Origin of the sequence: Streptomyces sp. 11-1-2 (genome assembly GCF_003595545.1) — a bacterium.
GTDB classification, from domain to species: Bacteria; Actinomycetota; Actinomycetes; order Streptomycetales; family Streptomycetaceae; genus Streptomyces; species Streptomyces hygroscopicus_B.
Genome location: NZ_CP022545.1, coordinates 7,751,201 through 7,767,811, shown reverse-complemented (window position 1 = coordinate 7,767,811; position 16,611 = coordinate 7,751,201). Strand labels below are relative to the sequence as shown.

Annotated in this window: 13 protein-coding genes; 6 read left to right on the top strand and 7 right to left on the bottom strand. The window is 71.4% G+C overall.

The window, feature by feature from the left end; all coding sequences use genetic code 11:
* Positions 1 to 7 precede the first annotated feature (7 nt).
* From CGL27_RS33510 to CGL27_RS33495, 4 genes are all read right to left on the bottom strand, one after another.
* Entirely contained in the window at positions 8 to 1,258 is a 1,251-nt protein-coding gene (locus CGL27_RS33510) for a spermidine/putrescine ABC transporter substrate-binding protein (protein ID WP_119991650.1), read from the bottom strand.
* A gap of 80 nt (positions 1,259 to 1,338) precedes the next feature.
* Positions 1,339 to 2,859, bottom strand: a complete 1,521-nt coding sequence (locus CGL27_RS33505; RefSeq protein ID WP_119991649.1) for a gamma-aminobutyraldehyde dehydrogenase — start codon at positions 2,857 to 2,859, stop codon at positions 1,339 to 1,341.
* A gap of 268 nt (positions 2,860 to 3,127) precedes the next feature.
* Positions 3,128 to 3,550: a DUF4190 domain-containing protein gene (locus CGL27_RS33500; RefSeq protein WP_119991648.1), complete on the bottom strand. Its 423-nt coding sequence runs from the start codon at positions 3,548 to 3,550 to the stop codon at positions 3,128 to 3,130.
* A gap of 153 nt (positions 3,551 to 3,703) precedes the next feature.
* Positions 3,704 to 4,627: a DUF4190 domain-containing protein gene (locus tag CGL27_RS33495; protein ID WP_205587784.1), complete on the bottom strand. Its 924-nt coding sequence runs from the start codon at positions 4,625 to 4,627 to the stop codon at positions 3,704 to 3,706.
* 112 nt (positions 4,628 to 4,739) lie between these two features.
* On the opposite strand from CGL27_RS33495, the gene CGL27_RS33490 reads away from it, so the two are divergent.
* Together CGL27_RS33490 and CGL27_RS33485 are read left to right on the top strand one after the other, a co-directional pair.
* Positions 4,740 to 5,762, top strand: coding sequence for an adenosine deaminase (locus CGL27_RS33490; RefSeq protein WP_078644025.1), 1,023 nt, complete (start codon positions 4,740 to 4,742; stop codon positions 5,760 to 5,762).
* On the top strand, positions 5,759 to 6,448 hold the full coding sequence (locus tag CGL27_RS33485) for a glycerophosphodiester phosphodiesterase (RefSeq protein WP_078644023.1): 690 nt from the start codon (positions 5,759 to 5,761) through the stop codon (positions 6,446 to 6,448). The genes CGL27_RS33490 and CGL27_RS33485 overlap by 4 nt, the downstream gene beginning before the upstream one ends.
* Here CGL27_RS33485 and CGL27_RS33480 read toward each other — a convergent pair.
* Together CGL27_RS33480 and CGL27_RS33475 are read right to left on the bottom strand one after the other, a co-directional pair.
* On the bottom strand, positions 6,438 to 7,727 hold the full coding sequence (locus tag CGL27_RS33480) for a hypothetical protein (protein ID WP_119991647.1): 1,290 nt from the start codon (positions 7,725 to 7,727) through the stop codon (positions 6,438 to 6,440). The genes CGL27_RS33485 and CGL27_RS33480 overlap by 11 nt on opposite strands.
* 77 nt (positions 7,728 to 7,804) lie before the next feature.
* Positions 7,805 to 9,256 carry a gamma-aminobutyraldehyde dehydrogenase gene (locus CGL27_RS33475; protein WP_078644020.1) on the bottom strand — a complete coding sequence of 484 codons (1,452 nt, stop codon included), beginning with the start codon at positions 9,254 to 9,256 and terminating at the stop codon, positions 7,805 to 7,807.
* A 178-nt stretch (positions 9,257 to 9,434) separates the two neighbouring features.
* Here CGL27_RS33475 and CGL27_RS33470 point away from each other — a divergent pair, with 178 nt between their 5' ends.
* Positions 9,435 to 9,905 carry an Lrp/AsnC family transcriptional regulator gene (locus CGL27_RS33470; RefSeq protein ID WP_043235601.1) on the top strand — a complete coding sequence of 157 codons (471 nt, stop codon included), beginning with the start codon at positions 9,435 to 9,437 and terminating at the stop codon, positions 9,903 to 9,905.
* Between the two features lie 2 nt (positions 9,906 to 9,907).
* Complete coding sequence (locus CGL27_RS33465) at positions 9,908 to 11,269, top strand: aspartate aminotransferase family protein (RefSeq protein ID WP_119991646.1); 1,362 nt, start codon at positions 9,908 to 9,910, stop codon at positions 11,267 to 11,269.
* 152 nt (positions 11,270 to 11,421) lie between these two features.
* On the opposite strand, the gene CGL27_RS33460 is transcribed toward CGL27_RS33465, so the two are convergent.
* Positions 11,422 to 12,966, bottom strand: coding sequence for a PucR family transcriptional regulator (locus tag CGL27_RS33460; RefSeq protein ID WP_119991645.1), 1,545 nt, complete (start codon positions 12,964 to 12,966; stop codon positions 11,422 to 11,424).
* 268 nt (positions 12,967 to 13,234) lie between these two features.
* On the opposite strand from CGL27_RS33460, the gene CGL27_RS33455 reads away from it, so the two are divergent.
* Positions 13,235 to 14,707 (top strand): sodium:solute symporter, encoded by a 1,473-nt coding sequence (locus CGL27_RS33455; RefSeq protein ID WP_078644016.1) that lies wholly within the window; start codon positions 13,235 to 13,237, stop codon positions 14,705 to 14,707.
* Positions 14,708 to 14,794: 87 nt separating this feature from the next.
* Entirely contained in the window at positions 14,795 to 16,471 is a 1,677-nt protein-coding gene (locus CGL27_RS33450; RefSeq protein WP_078644014.1) for a thiamine pyrophosphate-binding protein, read from the top strand.
* The last annotated feature ends 140 nt before the right edge of the window (positions 16,472 to 16,611 follow it).

Here is a 16,611-nt window from a genome sequence, read left to right as displayed (position 1 = left end):
TCGTCTGTCAGGCGCCGGTGAGCTTGGTGAACTTTTCCTCGAAGGCTGTCTCTTCCTCGCTCGACAGCGAACGGAAGGCATGGGACTTGGCGGTCATCTCCTCGTCGGGGATGATCAGCGGGTTCTCCGCCAGGTCCTTGTCGATCTTCGCCAGCTCATCGCGGACCCCGTCGACCGGACATACGTAGTTGATGAAGGCGGCGACCTTCGCGGCGTTCTTGGGCTCGTAGTAGTAGTCGATGAGCCGCTCCGCGTTCTTCTTGTGGCGCGCCTTGTTCGGGATCAGCAGATTGTCGGTGGAGGTCATATAGCCCGCGTCCGGGACGGCGAACTCCACCTGGGGCTTGTCCAGTTGAAGCTGGACGAGGTCGCCCGCCCAGGCCACGCACGCCGCCAGGTCGCCCTGGCCCAGGTCGCCGGTGTACTCACCGCCGGTGAACCGGCGGATCTGCCCGCGGTCGACGGCCTTCTGAATGCGGGCGAGGGCGGCGTCGTAGTCGTCGGCGGTGACGTCCTCCGGCCGCTTGCCCATGTCGAGCAGGGTCAGCCCGACGGTGTCGCGCATCTCGGTCAGCATGCCGACCCGGCCCTTGAGCTTCGGGTCCTCCAGGAGCTGCGTGATGGAGGTGACCTTACGGCCGCCGGTGGCCTTCTTGTTGTACGCGATGACGGCGGGGATGCCGGTCCACGTATAGGAGTAGGCGCGGCCCGGGTCCCAGTCGGGGGTGCGGAAGCCCTCGGCCAGGTTGGCGTACGCGTGCGGCAGATTGGCCGCGTCCAGCTTCTGCATCCAGCCGAGCCGGATCATGCGGGCGGCCAGCCAGTCGGTGACGCAGATGAGGTCACGGCCGATGTTCTGGCCCGCGGCGAGCTGCGGCTTGATCTTCCCGAAGAACTCGACGTTGTCGTTGATGTCCTCGGTGTACTTCACCGCGATACCGGTGCGCCGCTGGAACTCGTCCAGGGTGGGGTGGCGCTTCTTGTCCTCGCTGATGTCCATGTACTCCGACCAGTTGGAGAAGTCGACCTTCTTCTCCTCGTCGGAGTGGTCATCGGAGGCGTTGTTCGCGTCGGTGCGCCCCGCGGGCGGGATACCGCAGCCGCCGAGCGCCCCGAGCCCGCCGACGGCGATCGCCCCGGCGCCTCCCGCACGCAGCAGAGAGCGGCGGGTGAGCGCCATCCGGCCGCTGGTCATGGAGCGCCGCATCGCGGCGATCTGCGGTGGGGACAGGCTCTCGGACTCGTGCCGTGCTTCCATAAGCTGTGCCTTTCGAGGGTGTCGGCCGGTGGCGGCCGGCCGAGGCCACGCGGAGGTGGCCGCACATTCAGGTCTGTCGGTCAGGTCTGTCGATCCCCGAAGACCGTGCGGTGCCAGTCCTTGCGGACCACTGCGGTGTTGTCGAACATCACGTGCTTGACCTGCGTGTACTCCTCGAAGGAGTACGCCGACATGTCCTTGCCGAAGCCGGACGCCCGCACACCGCCGTGCGGCATCTCGCTGATGATCGGGATGTGGTCGTTGATCCAGACGCAACCCGCCCGGAGCTCGCGGGAGGCGCGGCCCGTCCGGTAGACATCGCGGCTCCAGGCGGAGGCGGCGAGACCGTAAGGGGTGTCGTTGGCGAGTGCGATCCCCTCGTCGTCGCCGTCGAAGGGGAGGACCGCCAGGACCGGACCGAAGATCTCGGACTGAACGATCTCGCTGTCCTGGGGCGCGCCGGTGATGAGCGTGGGCCGGTAGTAGGCGCCCTTGGCCAGGTCGCCGCCCGGGGCGTCGCCGCCGGTGACGACGGTCGCGTAGCCGCGGGCCCGGTCCACGAAGCCCGCCACGCGGTCGCGCTGGGCGTGGGAGACCAGCGGGCCGAGGTCGGTGTGCGGATCGAAGGGGTCGCCGAGCCGTACGGACGCCATGAGATCGGCGACGGCGGCGACGAACGCGTCGTACAACGGGCGCTGGACATACGCGCGGGTGGCCGCGGTGCAGTCCTGTCCGCTGTTGATCAGCGCGCCCGCGACGGCGCCGTGCGCGGCGGCCTCCAGGTCCGCGTCGTCGAAGACGACGAAGGGCGCCTTACCGCCGAGTTCGAGATGCATCCGCTTGACGGTGGAGGTGGCGAGTTCGGCGACGCGCTTGCCGACCGCCGTCGATCCGGTGAAGGAGGTCATCGCCACCGCGGGGTGGGAGACCAGCCACTCGCCCGCCTCCGGACCGGTGCCGCTCACCACGTTGACGACGCCGTCCGGGAGGCCCGCCTCCGTGGCCGCCTGCGCGAACATCAGCGAGGTCAGGGGCGTCAGTTCGGCGGGCTTCAGCACGATGGTGTTGCCCGCGGCGATGGCCGGGAGGACCTTCCAGGCCGCCATCTGGAGGGGGTAGTTCCAGGGGGCGATAGAGCCGATGACCCCAATGGCCTCACGGCGGATGTACGAGGTGTGGTCGCCGCTGTACTCGCCGGCGGCCTTGCCCTCCAACTGGCGGGCGGCGCCCGCGAAGAAGGAGGTGTTGTCGATGGAGCCGGGCACATCGAACTCGGTGCTGAGCTTGATGGGCTTGCCGCACTGCAGCGACTCGGCATGGGCGAGGTCGTCCGCCCGCTCGGTGAGCACCGCGGCGAAGCGGTGCAGCGCGTCGGACCGCTCGCCGGGGGTGGCACCCGCCCATGCGGGGAAGGCGGCCTCGGCCGCGGCCACGGCGGCGTCGACATCGGCCGCACCGGCGAGCCGGTAGCTGAACACCTGCTCGCCGGTGGCCGGGTCGACGACCTGATGCGTGCTCTCGGAGCCGCCCTGGCGCAGGCGGCCCGCGATGTACTGGGCACCGTCGGCGAACCGCTCCGTCACGTCGAACCGCTGATCCATCGCGCTCTCCTCCGCCGGTCCGCCCCAAAGAGGCGCGGCGTAGCTCCAACCGGAATTGAAGGCTGATCCTGACAGAGAGCCTTCGCTTCAACAAGGGATTCCGTTGTTGCTTTTTGATTTCGCGACGGATTCAGTGATCGGAGCGGCCCCGGCGTCACCGTTTCCGCGCCGGATCCCGGTCCGGACCGACGGTTTGGACAGCCGGGCTGGACGCCGGTCCGGATGCCCGGCTCGGACGTCGGTCCGGATGTCGGTCCGGACCGCCGGTCTAGAAGATGGAGTCGATGGCGGCGTCCACCGCCGCGACGTAGATCACCGGGAGCACCATGCCGATGATTCCGCAGACCAGACCGGCGGTGGCCGAGCCTCCGTTGTTCGCCTGACCCCGGCCGACCTTCCCCTTGCCTATGGCGCCGAAGATGATCGCCAGAATGCCGAGGATGACCGCGAAGACCCACAGGAAGTAGGTGATCCCGCAGACCAGGCCGACGATGCCGCAGACCAGCGCGGCCGTGCCCATGCCGTTGTTCAACCGCATCGGCATCCCGGCCGCCCCCGGGTAGACGGGCGGCGCGGCGGGGTAGCCGGCTCCGGGGTACTGCGGTGGCTGGGCCGGCGGCGGGGGCGTGGCGTAGGGATTGGCCTGGGGGTCGTACGGATCCTGCGGCGGGCCGGGCATGGCGCTGGACATCGGTGGTCTCCCCTCCTGGTAAACGTCCGGCAATGTTATGGGCATGCCGCATCCCGGGACAGCTCGATTGCCCAGGTCGGCACCGCTGTCGGCGGCGCCTGTCGGTGAGGGGTGGGAGCGTCCCGGGAGGCCGGTCGCGTTGTGGGAGGGGCGTCAGCCGCTGATATCGGCGAGCGGGAGCACCACCGCGGCCGAGACATCGGCATAGCCCGGATCGTCACCGCTGTCCGAGCCGTCGTCCCCGGTGGCGATGTAGACAAAGACCATGACGACGCTCGCCACCACGGCGACCACCCCGAGGATCACCCCGGCGAGCGCCGAACCGCCGTTGGTCGCCTCGCCGCTTGCCGCCCTGGCGCGGCCGAGCACCCCGAAAACGATCGCGAGCACACCGAGGATGATGCCGAGCACGATGCTCGGGGAGAGGACCAGGCCGATGATGCCGAGCACCAGGGCGGCCGTGCCATGGCCGTTGTTCGGCACATACGTCCCGCCCGGCCAGCCCTGGCCGTACGTCCCTCCGGGGTAGGCGGCGCCGGGGTAGGCGGTGCCCGGATATCCGGAGCCGGAGTATCCCGAGCCCGGCTGGGCGGTGCCCGGGTAGCCGTAGCCGGGATAGCCCGGCACCCCGCCGTACGGGGACTGCTTGGGGGGCGCCTGCTGCCCGTATCCGGTCTGGCCGTATCCCGGCTGGGCGTATCCGGTCGGCCCGTAGCCCGCCGAGCCGTACGGCCCGGCGGCCGGATAGGCGCTGGGCGTCCCGGGGCCGGTCGGCGCGGGCGGCGGTGGGGGCACCGCGCCCGGCGCGGCCACGGGGCCCGGCGGGGGCGGCGCAGGGGGCGGGGGCGTCGGGCCCGGCATGGCGGTATAGGAGGTGAGGGTCGGCTGCTCGGCCACCGGGGTGCGGGGAGCCGGTTGCCCTTGTTCGGCCGCCGCCTGGTCCATCGGGCTCTTGTCCATCGCGACCCGCTGCGCCGGAGGAGCCCAGGGATCGCGCTCGCGCGGTTCGGGCTGCCTCGGCTGCCCGGGCCGCCGTGGCTCATCCTGCGGCTCGGACGGGTCGTGCTGGTCGGCCATGAAGCTCCCCCACAAAGACGTCCGCCCATGCTACGGCCTGTGGCGAACCCCTCGGCGACACACCATACGATGACCGGAACCCGCCGTCGGCGGGCGTCTCCCGGAGGTTTCGTTGACCGATCTGACCACCTTCATCGCCGGGCTGCCCAAGGCGGAGCTCCATGTGCACCACGTGGGGTCGGCGTCCCCGCGCATCGTGGCCGAACTGGCCGCCCGGCACCCCGACTCCAAGGTGCCCACCGACCCCGAGGCCCTCGCCGAGTACTTCGTCTTCCGGGACTTCGCGCACTTCATCGAGATCTATCTCTCCGTGGTGGACCTGATCCGCGACGCCGAGGACGTCCGGCTGCTGACCTACGAGATCGCCCGCGACATGGCCCGGCAGAACATCCGCTACGCCGAGCTGACCGTCACCCCCTACAGCTCGACCCGGCGCGGCATCCCGGACACCGCCTTCGTCGAGGCGATCGAGGACGCCCGTAAGGCGGCCGAGTCGGAGTTCGGCACGGTGCTGCGCTGGTGCTTCGACATTCCCGGCGAGGCCGGTCTCGAGGCCGCCGAGGAGACCGCCCGGATCGCCTGTGAGCTGCGCCCCGAGGGGCTGGTCGGCTTCGGCCTCGGCGGCCCGGAGATAGGGGTGCCGCGCCCTCAGTTCAAGCCGTACTTCGACCGCGCCATCGCCGCCGGGCTGCGCAGCGTGCCGCATGCGGGCGAGACCACCGGACCGCAGACGATCTGGGACGCCCTCATCGAGCTGCGGGCCGAGCGCATCGGCCATGGCACCAGCGCCGTCCAGGACCCGAAGCTGCTCGCCCATCTCGCGGAGCATCGCATTCCGTTGGAGGTCTGCCCGACCTCCAACCTCGCCACGCGCGCCGTCGCCACGCTCGATGAGCACCCCCTGAAGCAGATGGTCGATGCCGGGGTGATCGTCACGATCAACAGCGACGACCCGCCGATGTTCGGCACCGACCTCAACACCGAGTACCAGGTCGCGGCCCGGCTGCTCGACCTGGACGCGGTGGGCGTCGCGGCCCTGGCGAAGAACGCCGTCGAGGCGTCCTTCCTGGACGCCGAGGGCAAGGCGCGGCTCGCCGCGGAGATCGACGCCTACACGGCGGTCGCGGGCCGATGAGGGCGGCGGGGGCGCGATGCGTCCCGGTCGGTCACCGCGGCGACCCGTATGTGTGCCGCGAGAACACCCTGCCCTCCATCCGCTCCGCGGTGCGCGCGGGGGCGGGCGCGGTCGAGATCGACGTACGGCTCACCCGGGACGGTGTGCCGGTGCTGCTCCACGACGCCACGCTGAAGCGGCTGTGGGGCCGGGACCGGCCGCTGTCCGGGCTGACCGCCGACGAGGTGCGGCAACTGACCGGCGGGGGCGTCCCGACCCTGCGCGAGGCCCTCGCGTGCGCCGGCTCCACCCGGCTGCTGATCGATCTGCCGGACGCCTCGGCCGCACCCGCCGCCGTCGCCGAGGTGCGGGAGAGCGGGGCGGGCGACCAGGTGTACTACTGCGGCGCCCTGGCCGCCCTGCACGCCGTGCGCCGCGCGGAGCCGCACGCCGAGATAGCGCTGACCTGGACCACGCTCGCCCCGCCGGGTCCGGCGCTGCTGGCGGCGCTGCGCCCCCGGTGGCTCAACTACCGCTTCGGGCTGGTCTCCCGGGAGCTGGTCGCCCGCCATCACGCCGACGGGCTGCTGGTCTCCGCCTGGACCGCCGACACCCGGCGGTCGATGTCCCGGCTGCTGCGGGCGGGCGTCGACGGCATCACCACCAACCGGGTCGGCGCCCTGGCGGCACTTCTGCTCAGCGGCTGACCGCGCGGCGGGCGGAGGCGCCGCCCACCCACAGGTCATTGCTGCCCGCGATGACGACCTTCCCGTCGGCGCGGGTGGTGATGGCCGAGGGCAGCGAATCGCCGCAGCCGAGCTCGGCCCGCTCGGCGTCCTCGCCGAAGCCTCCGGTCCACACCATGCCGCAGAAGATGTGCTCCCCGCTGCGGAGGCCGAGGAGCACCAGCGCGCCCGAGCCGTCGACGCTCGCGCCCCGTATTCGCCCCTCGCCCAGCGCCGAGGTGTCCTCGACCGTCCAGTGCAGGCCGTCCGCGCTGGTCAGCACGGACGGCCGGTCGGGCTTGCCGTAGTCCTCGCGGCCGCCGTAGGACCGGGCGCCGTAGGCGATCCACCGGCCGTCGTGCCACAGCACGCCGCTCACCGGGGCGTAGCCGTGCAGCCGGGGGGTGAGCGCGGCCCGCCAGGTGCGTCCGCCGTCCGTGGACGCCCATACCGGCAGCCGTGGCCGCCCCTGGCCCTGGGCGTTGCCGCCGATGGCCACGATCCGGCGGCCCTCGGCGGCCATGGCCAGGACGCCCGTCCTGGTGAGGGAGGCGCCCGAAGCGGCGGGCAGCTCCGGGAGCCGCTGGCGCCGGACGGTCCTTCCCTGGTCCGCGGAGATCCACACCGTCGGTACGAGCCGCCGCTTCTCGGTCACCGAACCGCCGAGGACCAGCCGCTGCCCACTGCGCACCATGACGGCCGCGCCGCCCGGGTGCCGGGCGCCCGGTTCGGCATCCGGATCCGGCTCCATGGGCGGGACCTCGAGGTCGGCCAGCCGGTGGACGCGCCCCGAGCGGTCGAGGCGCGAGAGGGACGTACCGGCCGCGTACACCGAGCCGTCCTCGCCGGGCAGCACCGCCCTCCCGGCGAGCCCGCCGCCACCCCAGCCCTCGGCGCCGTTTCCCGGAGCCATGTCCCCGGGCACCTCGCCGGGGGTGGCCCGGGTCTCCGGCGCCGGATGGAGCGAGAGCTTCGTACAGGCCGCGTCGCCGGTCCAGTTGACGCCCACGTCGCGGTGGCCGTTGCTGTACGTGCCGACGCCGAGGACGCAGTCGCCGTACGGCACGAGCGCGTCGAGCCCGTGCTCACCGCCGCTGTCCTTGGTGATCGCCGGGTACTGCACCGCTCCGGCGTAATGCCGGAACCCCAGCTCGGACGCGGCCGGGCCGCCCGGCTTCTTCTCGCCGCAGCCCCCGATGGCCGGCAGGATCGCGGCGACCGCCGCGATCCACAGACGTCCGGATTTCCCCCACTTGGTCATGACAGGGGATCCTGCCATGACCAAGTGACAAGTCCGGCGCGGGAATCGGCCGGGATCGGCCCGGAATCAGTCCGGGATCAGCCCAGCGACGTCATGACGTGCTTGATGCGGGTGTAGTCCTCGAAGCCGTAGGCGGAGAGGTCCTTGCCGTAGCCGGACTTCTTGAAGCCGCCGTGCGGCATCTCGGCGACCAGCGGGATGTGGGTGTTGATCCATACACAGCCGAAGTCCAGGGCCTTGGACATCCGCATCGCGCGGGCGTGGTCCTTGGTCCACACCGACGAGGCCAGCGCGTACTCCACGCCGTTGGCGTACGAGATCGCCTGCGCCTCCTCGGAGAAGGGCTGCACGGTGATGACCGGGCCGAAGACCTCGTTCTGGATGATCTCGTCGTCCTGCTTGAGTCCGGAGACCACGGTGGGCGCGTAGAAGAAGCCCTTGTCGCCGACCCGGTGGCCGCCCGCCTCGACCTTGGCGTGGGCGGGGAGCCGGTCGATGAAGCCGGAGACCTGGGCCAGTTGGTTGGCGTTGTTCAACGGCCCGTACAGCGCGTCCTCGTCGTCGGGCGCGCCGGTCTTGGTCTCGGCGGCGGCCTTGGCGAGCGCGCTCACGAACTCGTCGTGGATCGACTCGTGGACCAGCACCCGGGTGGCGGCCGTACAGTCCTGGCCCGCGTTGAAGAAGCCCGCGACCGAGATATCCTCGACCGCCTTGGGGATGTCGGTGTCCTCGAAGACGACCACGGGGGCCTTGCCGCCGAGCTCCAGATGCACTCGCTTGACGTCCTTCGAGGCGCTCTCGGCGACCTGCTTGCCGGCCCGCACCGAGCCGGTGATGGACGCCATGGCGGGCACGGAGTGCTCGACCATCAGCCGGCCGGTCTCGCGGTCGCCGCAGATCACGTTGAAGACGCCCTGCGGATGGCCCAGTTCCGCCAGCACTCCGCCGATGATCTCGGCGATCAGCACGGTGGAGGCGGGGGTGGTGTCCGAGGGCTTGATGACGACCGTATTGCCCGCGGCGAGGGCCGGGGCGAACTTCCATACGGCCATCATCATCGGATAGTTCCACGGTGCGACCTGGGCACAGACCCCGACCGGCTCACGCCGGATGATCGAGGTGAGCCCCTCCATGTACTCACCGGCCGAGCGGCCCTCCAGCATCCGGGCCGCGCCCGCGAAGAAGCGGATCTGGTCGATCATCGGCGGGATTTCCTCGTCCCGCGTGAGACCGATCGGCTTGCCGGTGTTCTCGGACTCGGCGGCGATCAGCTCCTCCGCCCGCGCCTCGAAGGCGTCGGCGATCTTGAGCAGTGCCTTCTGGCGCTCGCCGGGCACCAGGTCGCGCCAGGTCGGGAAGGCGGCCTCGGCGGCGGCCATCGCCGCGTCCACGTCCGCGGCGCCCGACAGCGGCGCGGTGGCGTAGGGCTCGCCCGTGGCCGGGTTGACCACCTCCGTGGTCCGCCCGTCCGCGGCGTCCCGGAACGCTCCGTCAATGTAGTTGCGCAGACGACGCAGTTCGGTGGTCACGTGCCACCCCTCCTGTCAGCTGTCCGATGGGTGAGACACCCACAGTAGTCGCCGGGGCTGCGCTTTCAACATACCCGCCACACCAGAACAACGGAATCAGTGCTTTCAGGGCCCCTTAACGACGAAATTCATCGATGAAGGGTTGCGACACGGGCGAGGCTCGTGCACAGTGAGGGTCGTGGCCACACCTGACAAGAACGGCACGACCCTCGACTCCGTATCCCTGGCGATCATCGAGCAGCTCCAGGAAGACGGCCGCCGGCCGTACGCCGCCATCGGAAAGGCCGTGGGGCTCTCCGAGGCCGCCGTGCGGCAGCGCGTACAGAAGCTGCTCGACCAGGGCGTGATGCAGATCGTCGCCGTCACCGATCCTCTCACCGTGGGGTTCCGGCGGCAGGCGATGGTCGGCATCAACGTCGAGGGCGATCTCGACCCGGTCGCGGACGCGCTGACCGCCATGGACGAGGTCGAGTACGTGGTCGTCACCGCGGGCTCCTTCGATCTCCTGATCGAGATCGTCTGCGAGGACGACGATCACCTCCTCGAAATGATCAACAAGCGGATCCGCACGCTGCCCGGTGTGCGCTCCACCGAGAGCTTCGTCTACCTCAAGCTCCGGAAGCAGACCTATACCTGGGGAACGAGATAGCAATGAGCGCCGACCTCTCCAAGACGGCGTACGACCACTTGTGGATGCACTTCACCCGCATGTCGTCGTACGAGAACTCCCCCGTGCCGACGATCGTGCGCGGTGAGGGCACGTACATCTACGACGACAAGGGCAAGCGGTACATCGACGGCCTGGCCGGCCTGTTCGTGGTCAACGCGGGCCACGGCCGGGTCGAGCTGGCGGAGACGGCCTACAAGCAGGCCCAGGAGCTCGCCTTCTTCCCGGTGTGGAGCTATGCCCACCCCAAGGCCGTGGAACTCGCCGAGCGGCTCGCGGGCTACGCGCCCGGCGACCTGAACAAGGTCTTCTTCACCACGGGCGGCGGCGAGGCCGTCGAGACCGCATGGAAGCTGGCCAAGCAGTACTTCAAGCTCACCGGCAAGCCCACCAAGCACAAGGTCATATCCCGGGCGGTGGCCTACCACGGCACCCCGCAGGGAGCCCTGTCGATCACCGGGCTGCCGGGGCTCAAGGCCCCCTTCGAACCGCTGGTCCCCGGTGCCCACAAGGTCCCCAACACCAACATCTACCGCGCCCCGATCTTCGGCGACGACCCCGTGGCGTTCGGCCGCTGGACCGCCGACCAGATCGAGCAGCAGATCCTCTTCGAGGGCCCGGACACCGTGGCCGCGGTCTTCCTGGAGCCGGTGCAGAACGCGGGCGGCTGCTTCCCGCCGCCGCCCGGGTACTTCCAGCGGGTCCGCGAGATCTGCGACAAGTACGACGTGCTGCTGGTCTCGGACGAGGTCATCTGCGCTTTCGGACGGCTGGGCACGATCTTCGCCTGTGACAAGTTCGGCTACGTCCCGGACATGATCACCTGCGCCAAGGGCATGACCTCGGGCTACTCTCCGATCGGCGCGTGCATCATCTCCGACCGGCTCGCCGAGCCGTTCTACGAGGGCGACAACACCTTCCTCCACGGCTACACCTTCGGCGGCCACCCGGTCTCGGCCGCGGTCGGCGTAGCCAACCTCGACATCTTCGAGCGGGAGGGCCTCAACCAGCATGTGCTGGACAACGAGGGCGCGTTCCGGTCCACGCTGGAGCGGCTGCACGATCTGCCGATCGTCGGCGATGTCCGGGGAGATGGTTTCTTCTACGGCATCGAGCTGGTGAAGGACAAGGCCACCAAGGAGTCCTTCGACGAGGAGGAGACCGAGCGGATCCTCTACGGCTTCCTCTCCAAGGCGCTGTACGAGAACGGGCTGTACTGCCGGGCCGACGACCGCGGCGACCCGGTCGTGCAGCTGGCGCCGCCGCTGATCACCGACCAGGCGCTCTTCGACGAGATCGAGCAGATCCTGCGGGCAGTGCTGACGGAGGCGTGGACCAAGCTCTGAGGGTCGGTCGTCTCGGAGCCCAAGGCGGCGTGGCCGGGCCCACTTGAGGGTGAGGCTTGTTTCGGCAGCTCAAGGCCGCGTGGTTCAGGTCCAGTTGAGACTCAGGTCCACATGAGGCTCAGGTCTGCATGAGACTCAGGTCTGCATGAGGCTCACGCCCACTTAAGGGCGAACCACAGCTCCATCCGGACGTCCGCGTCGCCCAGGTCCACATCCAGCAGGGCCTCGGCGCGGGCGATCCGCTGACGGACCGTATTGCGGTGCACCTCCAGTGCCACCGCCGTACGGTCCCAGCTGCCGTGCAGTGACAGCCACACCCGCACCGTCTCCAGCAGCGCCGGTGCGCCGTCGAGCGGCGCGAGCAGGGCCCGGCCGTGCGCCCCCGCCTCGGCCGGGTCCACCAGCGAGACGACGCCGCCCGCGCGGGCCGGGCCGTGCCGCACCAGCGGCACCCGCTCGGCGACGGCCCGCCGTAGCGCACGGGCGGCGTCGGCGCCGCCACGCGGCAGCTCCGCGGCGGGTACGGGCGCCCCGACGCCCAGCGTCCAGCCGGGCTGCGCCCGTACCTCCCCCTCGCCCGGCACGAGGGCGCACAGCGCGTCCCCGTCGAGGTCGACCAGCGGCGTCCCGAGCCCGGCCGCGAGCGCCGCCGTGGCCAGCAGTCCGTCGTCCCGGCCGCGGCCGCGCCGCCGCCCGTGCACCACGGTCCACAGCCCGCCGCCCTCCGGGGGCCCGGATCGCGTATCGGAGGGCGTCCCCGCCTGCCCCGGCGAGCGGCTCAGCAGTCCGGCCACCCGTGCCGGTTCGGCGCCGAGCATCAGCCGTACCAGCGCCGCCGTGCGCTCGGCCTCGGCCCCGACCACCCGCCGCGCCGTCAGCAGCGACAGCAGCACCACGGCCACCCCCACGATCGCCCCGTCCGCGCCGTCCCGCCGGGGAGCGCAGACGCCGAGTGCGAGCCGGTCCTCCGGCCCGGCCGGGCCGCCCAGCCCGTACGCGGTCAGCTGCAGCTCCTCACCGGCCGCGCCGGCCGCCCTGCCCGCCGCCGAGGACGGGCCCGAGCGCAGCCGCGCCGCAAGCGCGCCAAGCGCCGTACGGGCCTCCCGCGACGGGCGCGGCCCCGCGGCCGCCAGCTCCGCGCCGTCCGGGCCGTAGAGCACCGTCCACGCCCCGAGGTGCTGGCCCAGCTGCCGCAGCACGGCCGGTACGGGGTGCGGGCGCGCCGCGGCCGTCGCCAGCGACTGCTGTACCTCGGTGACGCTCCGCAGCTCATGGTGGCGGCGCTCGGCCATCGCGTCCCAGACGGCGCTCGCGACGGCCGTGAAGGTCGTCTGCCGCGGCACCTCGACCAGCGGCAGCCCATGCCGGTCGCACGCCTCGACCAGCGCGCGGGGCACCGTGTCGTGCACCGGCGCGATGCCGAAGCCGAGCGCCGCCGCGCCCGCCTGGACCGTACGGGCCACATAGCGGTCCCAGTAGGTGCCGGCGCCCGCCGCCTCCGGGCAGTGCACCCCCGCGCTGAGCAGCAGCTCGCCGCCCAGCAGATACGGGACGGGGTCCTCCATTTCGCTGGTGTGGACGAAGTACACGGGCGTGTCCGCCTCGCGCGCCCCCGCGACCTGCCGCAGCCCGAGGGCGGGGTGGCCGAGGAGGGTGGCGAGGGGGACGGGGGCCGTCGGGGGTACGCGGTCGTTCATCACGGCGGGCCTCGCGTAGGGATGGTTCGTACATCCCGGGGATCGGGAGTGGAGGAAACGTACACTTCCCGGACGCTCCGGCGACACCTAGGGTCTGCGTCACTCCCCACATTCCCCGCACGCCCCGTACTCCCCCGCGCCTCCCCCACTCCCCGAACTTCCACGACCCGATCCCCGCGGATCGCCGGGACCTCCCCGATCCCGTGCGGCTCCGCTCCCCCGACCTCCCGACCGCTACCCGACCCCCGCCGGACCGAGGAGCACTGCCATGACCGCTGTCGACTACACCGTGATCGTCGTCTATCTAGCGGGCATGCTCGCGCTCGGCTGGTGGGGGATGCGCCGCACCACGTCCACCAGCGACTTCCTGGTCGCGGGCCGGCGGCTGGGGCCGTTCATGTACTCCGGGACGATGGCCGCGATCGTGCTCGGCGGCGCGTCCACCATCGGCGGCGTCGGGCTCGGCTACCAGTACGGGCTCTCCGGCGCCTGGATGGTCATCGCCATCGGCCTGGGGCTGCTGGCGCTGTCGGTCTTCTTCTCGGCGCGCATCGCCCGCCTCAAGGTCTACACGGTCAGCCAGATGCTGGATCTGCGCTACGGCGGCTCCTCCGGGCTGATCTCGGGCATCGTGATGTGGGGCTACACCCTGATGCTCGCGGTCACCTCGACCATCGCCTACGCCACCATCTTCGACGTGATCTTCGGCCTGGACCGGGTCATCGCCATCGTGCTCGGCGGGGCGATCGTGGTCTGTTACTCGACGCTCGGCGGCATGTGGTCGATCACCCTCACCGACATGGTGCAGTTCGTGGTCAAGACGGTGGGCGTGCTGCTCCTGCTGCTGCCGATCGCGGTGGTGAAGGCGGGCGGCTTCGGCGCGATGAAGTCCGAACTCCCCCACGGCTACTTCTCCCCCATGGGCATCGGCGGCCAGACCGTCTTCACCTATGTGCTCATCTACTCCTTCGGCATGCTGATCGGCCAGGACATCTGGCAGCGGGTCTTCACCGCCCGCGATGACAAGGTGGCCCGCCGCGGCGGCACCGCGGCCGGTACGTACTGCCTGGCCTACGCGGTCGCGGGCGCGGTCATCGGCACGGCGGCGAGGGTGCTGTACCCCAAGCTGGACGCCCCGGACGACGCGTTCGCGACCATCGTCAAGGACTCCCTCCCGGTGGGCGTGAAGGGGCTGGTGCTGGCCGCCGCGCTGTCCGCGGTGATGTCCACCTCCTCGGGCGCGCTCATCGCCTGCGCGACGGTGGCCAACAACGACATCTGGGCCCGGCTGCGCGGCCGTACGCTCCGTACGGCTGGTGGCTCCCACGACGAGGTCGGCGGCAACCGTGTCTTCATCCTCATCATGGGTATCGCCGTGATCGGCATCTCCGTCGCGCTCAACAACGTCGTCGAGGCGCTGACCGTCGCCTACAACGTGCTGGTCGGCGGATTGCTGATGCCGATCCTGGGCGGGCTGCTGTGGAAGCGCGGCACGGGCGCGGGCGCCCTGGCCTCGGTCGGTATCGGCGGCCTTACGGTCATCGCGCTGATGGGGTGGAAGGGCATCCTCGCCAACGAACCCATCTACTTCGGGCTGCTGGCCTCGCTGGTGGCGTATGTGGCGGTCAGCCTCGCCACCAAGCCGACCGACGCGGCGATCCTCGACGCCTGGCGGCGCCGACTCGCCGGTGAACCGGCCACCCCCGCCTCCGAGACCACCCCGGCCACCGCGGGCGCCTGACACGGTCTCGCGCCCCCACACCGGCACCGCCATACGTTCCCCTCCCTCTTCCGCGTCTCATACACCCCGTCAGAAAGGCACCAACCCATGCCCACCGCACAGCGCGCGCGTCACGGCGGCGATCTCGTCGTGGAGTCCCTCACCGCGCTCGGGGCGAGCACCGTGTTCGGGCTTCCCGGACAGCACGCTCTCGGGGCGTTCGACGCGCTGCGACGGTCCGGGCTCACCTATGTGGGACTGCGGGTGGAGAACAACGCCGGGTTCGCCGCCGATGCCTTCGCCCGTGTCACCGGCACGGTGGCACCGCTGCTGGTGTCCACCGGGCCGGGGGCGCTCATGACGCTCGCCGCGCTGCAGGAGTCGGCGGCGGCTTCCGCGCCTGTCCTGGCCATCGGCAGCCAGGTGCCGACCGCGGGGCTCGGCGGCGGGCGCAAGGGCTATCTCCATGAACTCGTCGACCAGAAGGCGTCGTTCCGCGACGTCGTCAAGTCCGTCCACACGGTCCGTACCGCCTCCCAGATCCCCTCCGCGGTCGCCGCCGCCTGGGCGTCCGCGCTGGAGGCCCCCGCCGGGCCGGTGTGGCTGGAGATCCCGCAGGACGTGCTGCTCGCACCGGTCTCCGTGCCGCCGGTGACCTCCCTGCGCGCCGAGCCCCGTCCGCTGCCGCCCCGGCCCGAGCTCACAGCGGAGGCCGCGCGGCTGCTGAGCGCCGCCGAGCGTCCGGTGATCCTGGCCGGGGGCGGAGTGGTGCGCGCCGGGGCGCGGCAGGAGCTGCGGGCTCTGGCCGAGGCGCTGGACGCGCCCGTGGCGACGACCTTCGGCGGCAAGGGCGCGTTCCCGTGGGATCATCCGCTCTCGCTCCAGTCCTGGCTGGAGGACGCGCACACCACCGAGTTCCTGGAGGACGCCGACGTCCTGCTGGTCGTCGGCTCCGGACTGGGCGAACTCTCCTCCAACTACCACACGTTCCGCCCGCGCGGCCGCCTGGTCCAGATCGAGGCCGACCTCGGCAAGCTGGAGTCCAACCATCCGGCCCTCGGCATCCACGCCGACGCCCGCGAGGCGCTGGCCGCCCTCGCCGAGGCCGTCACGCCGCGCCCGCCGGGCACGGCGGCCAAGTCCGCGGCCGGGCTGCTCACCCGGGTGCGGGAGCGGATCGACGCGCAAGGTCTGGAGCTGGAGCAGCGGGTGCTGGACGCGGTGCGGGACGCGCTGCCCGATGACTCCCCCAGCTTCTGGGACATGACGATCCTCTCCTACTGGGCCTGGTCGGCCTTCGATTGCCGTGCGGGCGCCCTGCACTCTGCGCAGGGCGCGGGCGGTCTCGGCTACGGCTTCCCCGCCGCCCTCGGGGCCGCCGCCGCTGATCCCGGCCGGCCGGTGCTGGCCGTGTCGGGTGACGGCGGGGCGATGTACTCGATCGCCGAACTCGCCACCGCCCACCAGTACCGGCTCCCCGTCACCTGGCTGATCGTGGACGACGGCGGCTACGGCATCCTGCGCGAGTACATGACGGACACGTTCGGCGAGGCGACCGCCACCGAGCTGTCCCGCCCGGACTTCGCCACGCTGGCCGAGTCCTTCGGCGTCCCGGCGGTCCGTACCACACCCGAGCGGCTGCGCGCGGACCTCGCCGGCGCCCTCGCGGCCCCCGGGCCGTCGGTCGTGGTGCTGCCCGCGCTGCTGCGGATGTTCGCGCCCACCCACCTCGACCGGCTCGCCGACGGCGGCCCCGATGACAGCCCCGGACCCGATCAGCGCTGATCGGAGCCCGACCCCGATCAGGGCTGATCGGAGGAAATGGGGGCCACCCGCGCCGAGCCTGGGCGCGGGCCCCCACCCGAGTCCTTACCGTGCCAGTGACCCATTGGCTTCGCGCTCGTTCCCCCAACCGGGGGAATGAG

Excerpts from the sequence above, each read along its gene's own strand:
- CGL27_RS33510 (WP_119991650.1), bottom strand. The coding sequence starts at position 1,258 with ATGGAAGCACGGCACGAGTCCGAGAGCCTGTCCCCACCGCAGATCGCC.
- CGL27_RS33505 (WP_119991649.1), bottom strand. The coding sequence starts at position 2,859 with ATGGATCAGCGGTTCGACGTGACGGAGCGGTTCGCCGACGGTGCCCAG.
- CGL27_RS33500 (WP_119991648.1), bottom strand. The coding sequence starts at position 3,550 with ATGTCCAGCGCCATGCCCGGCCCGCCGCAGGATCCGTACGACCCCCAG.
- CGL27_RS33495 (WP_205587784.1), bottom strand. The coding sequence starts at position 4,627 with ATGGCCGACCAGCACGACCCGTCCGAGCCGCAGGATGAGCCACGGCGG.
- CGL27_RS33485 (WP_078644023.1), top strand. The coding sequence starts at position 5,759 with ATGAGGGCGGCGGGGGCGCGATGCGTCCCGGTCGGTCACCGCGGCGAC.
- CGL27_RS33480 (WP_119991647.1), bottom strand. The coding sequence starts at position 7,727 with ATGACCAAGTGGGGGAAATCCGGACGTCTGTGGATCGCGGCGGTCGCC.
- CGL27_RS33465 (WP_119991646.1), top strand. The coding sequence starts at position 9,908 with ATGAGCGCCGACCTCTCCAAGACGGCGTACGACCACTTGTGGATGCAC.
- CGL27_RS33460 (WP_119991645.1), bottom strand. The coding sequence starts at position 12,966 with ATGAACGACCGCGTACCCCCGACGGCCCCCGTCCCCCTCGCCACCCTC.
- CGL27_RS33455 (WP_078644016.1), top strand. The coding sequence starts at position 13,235 with ATGACCGCTGTCGACTACACCGTGATCGTCGTCTATCTAGCGGGCATG.
- CGL27_RS33450 (WP_078644014.1), top strand. The coding sequence starts at position 14,795 with ATGCCCACCGCACAGCGCGCGCGTCACGGCGGCGATCTCGTCGTGGAG.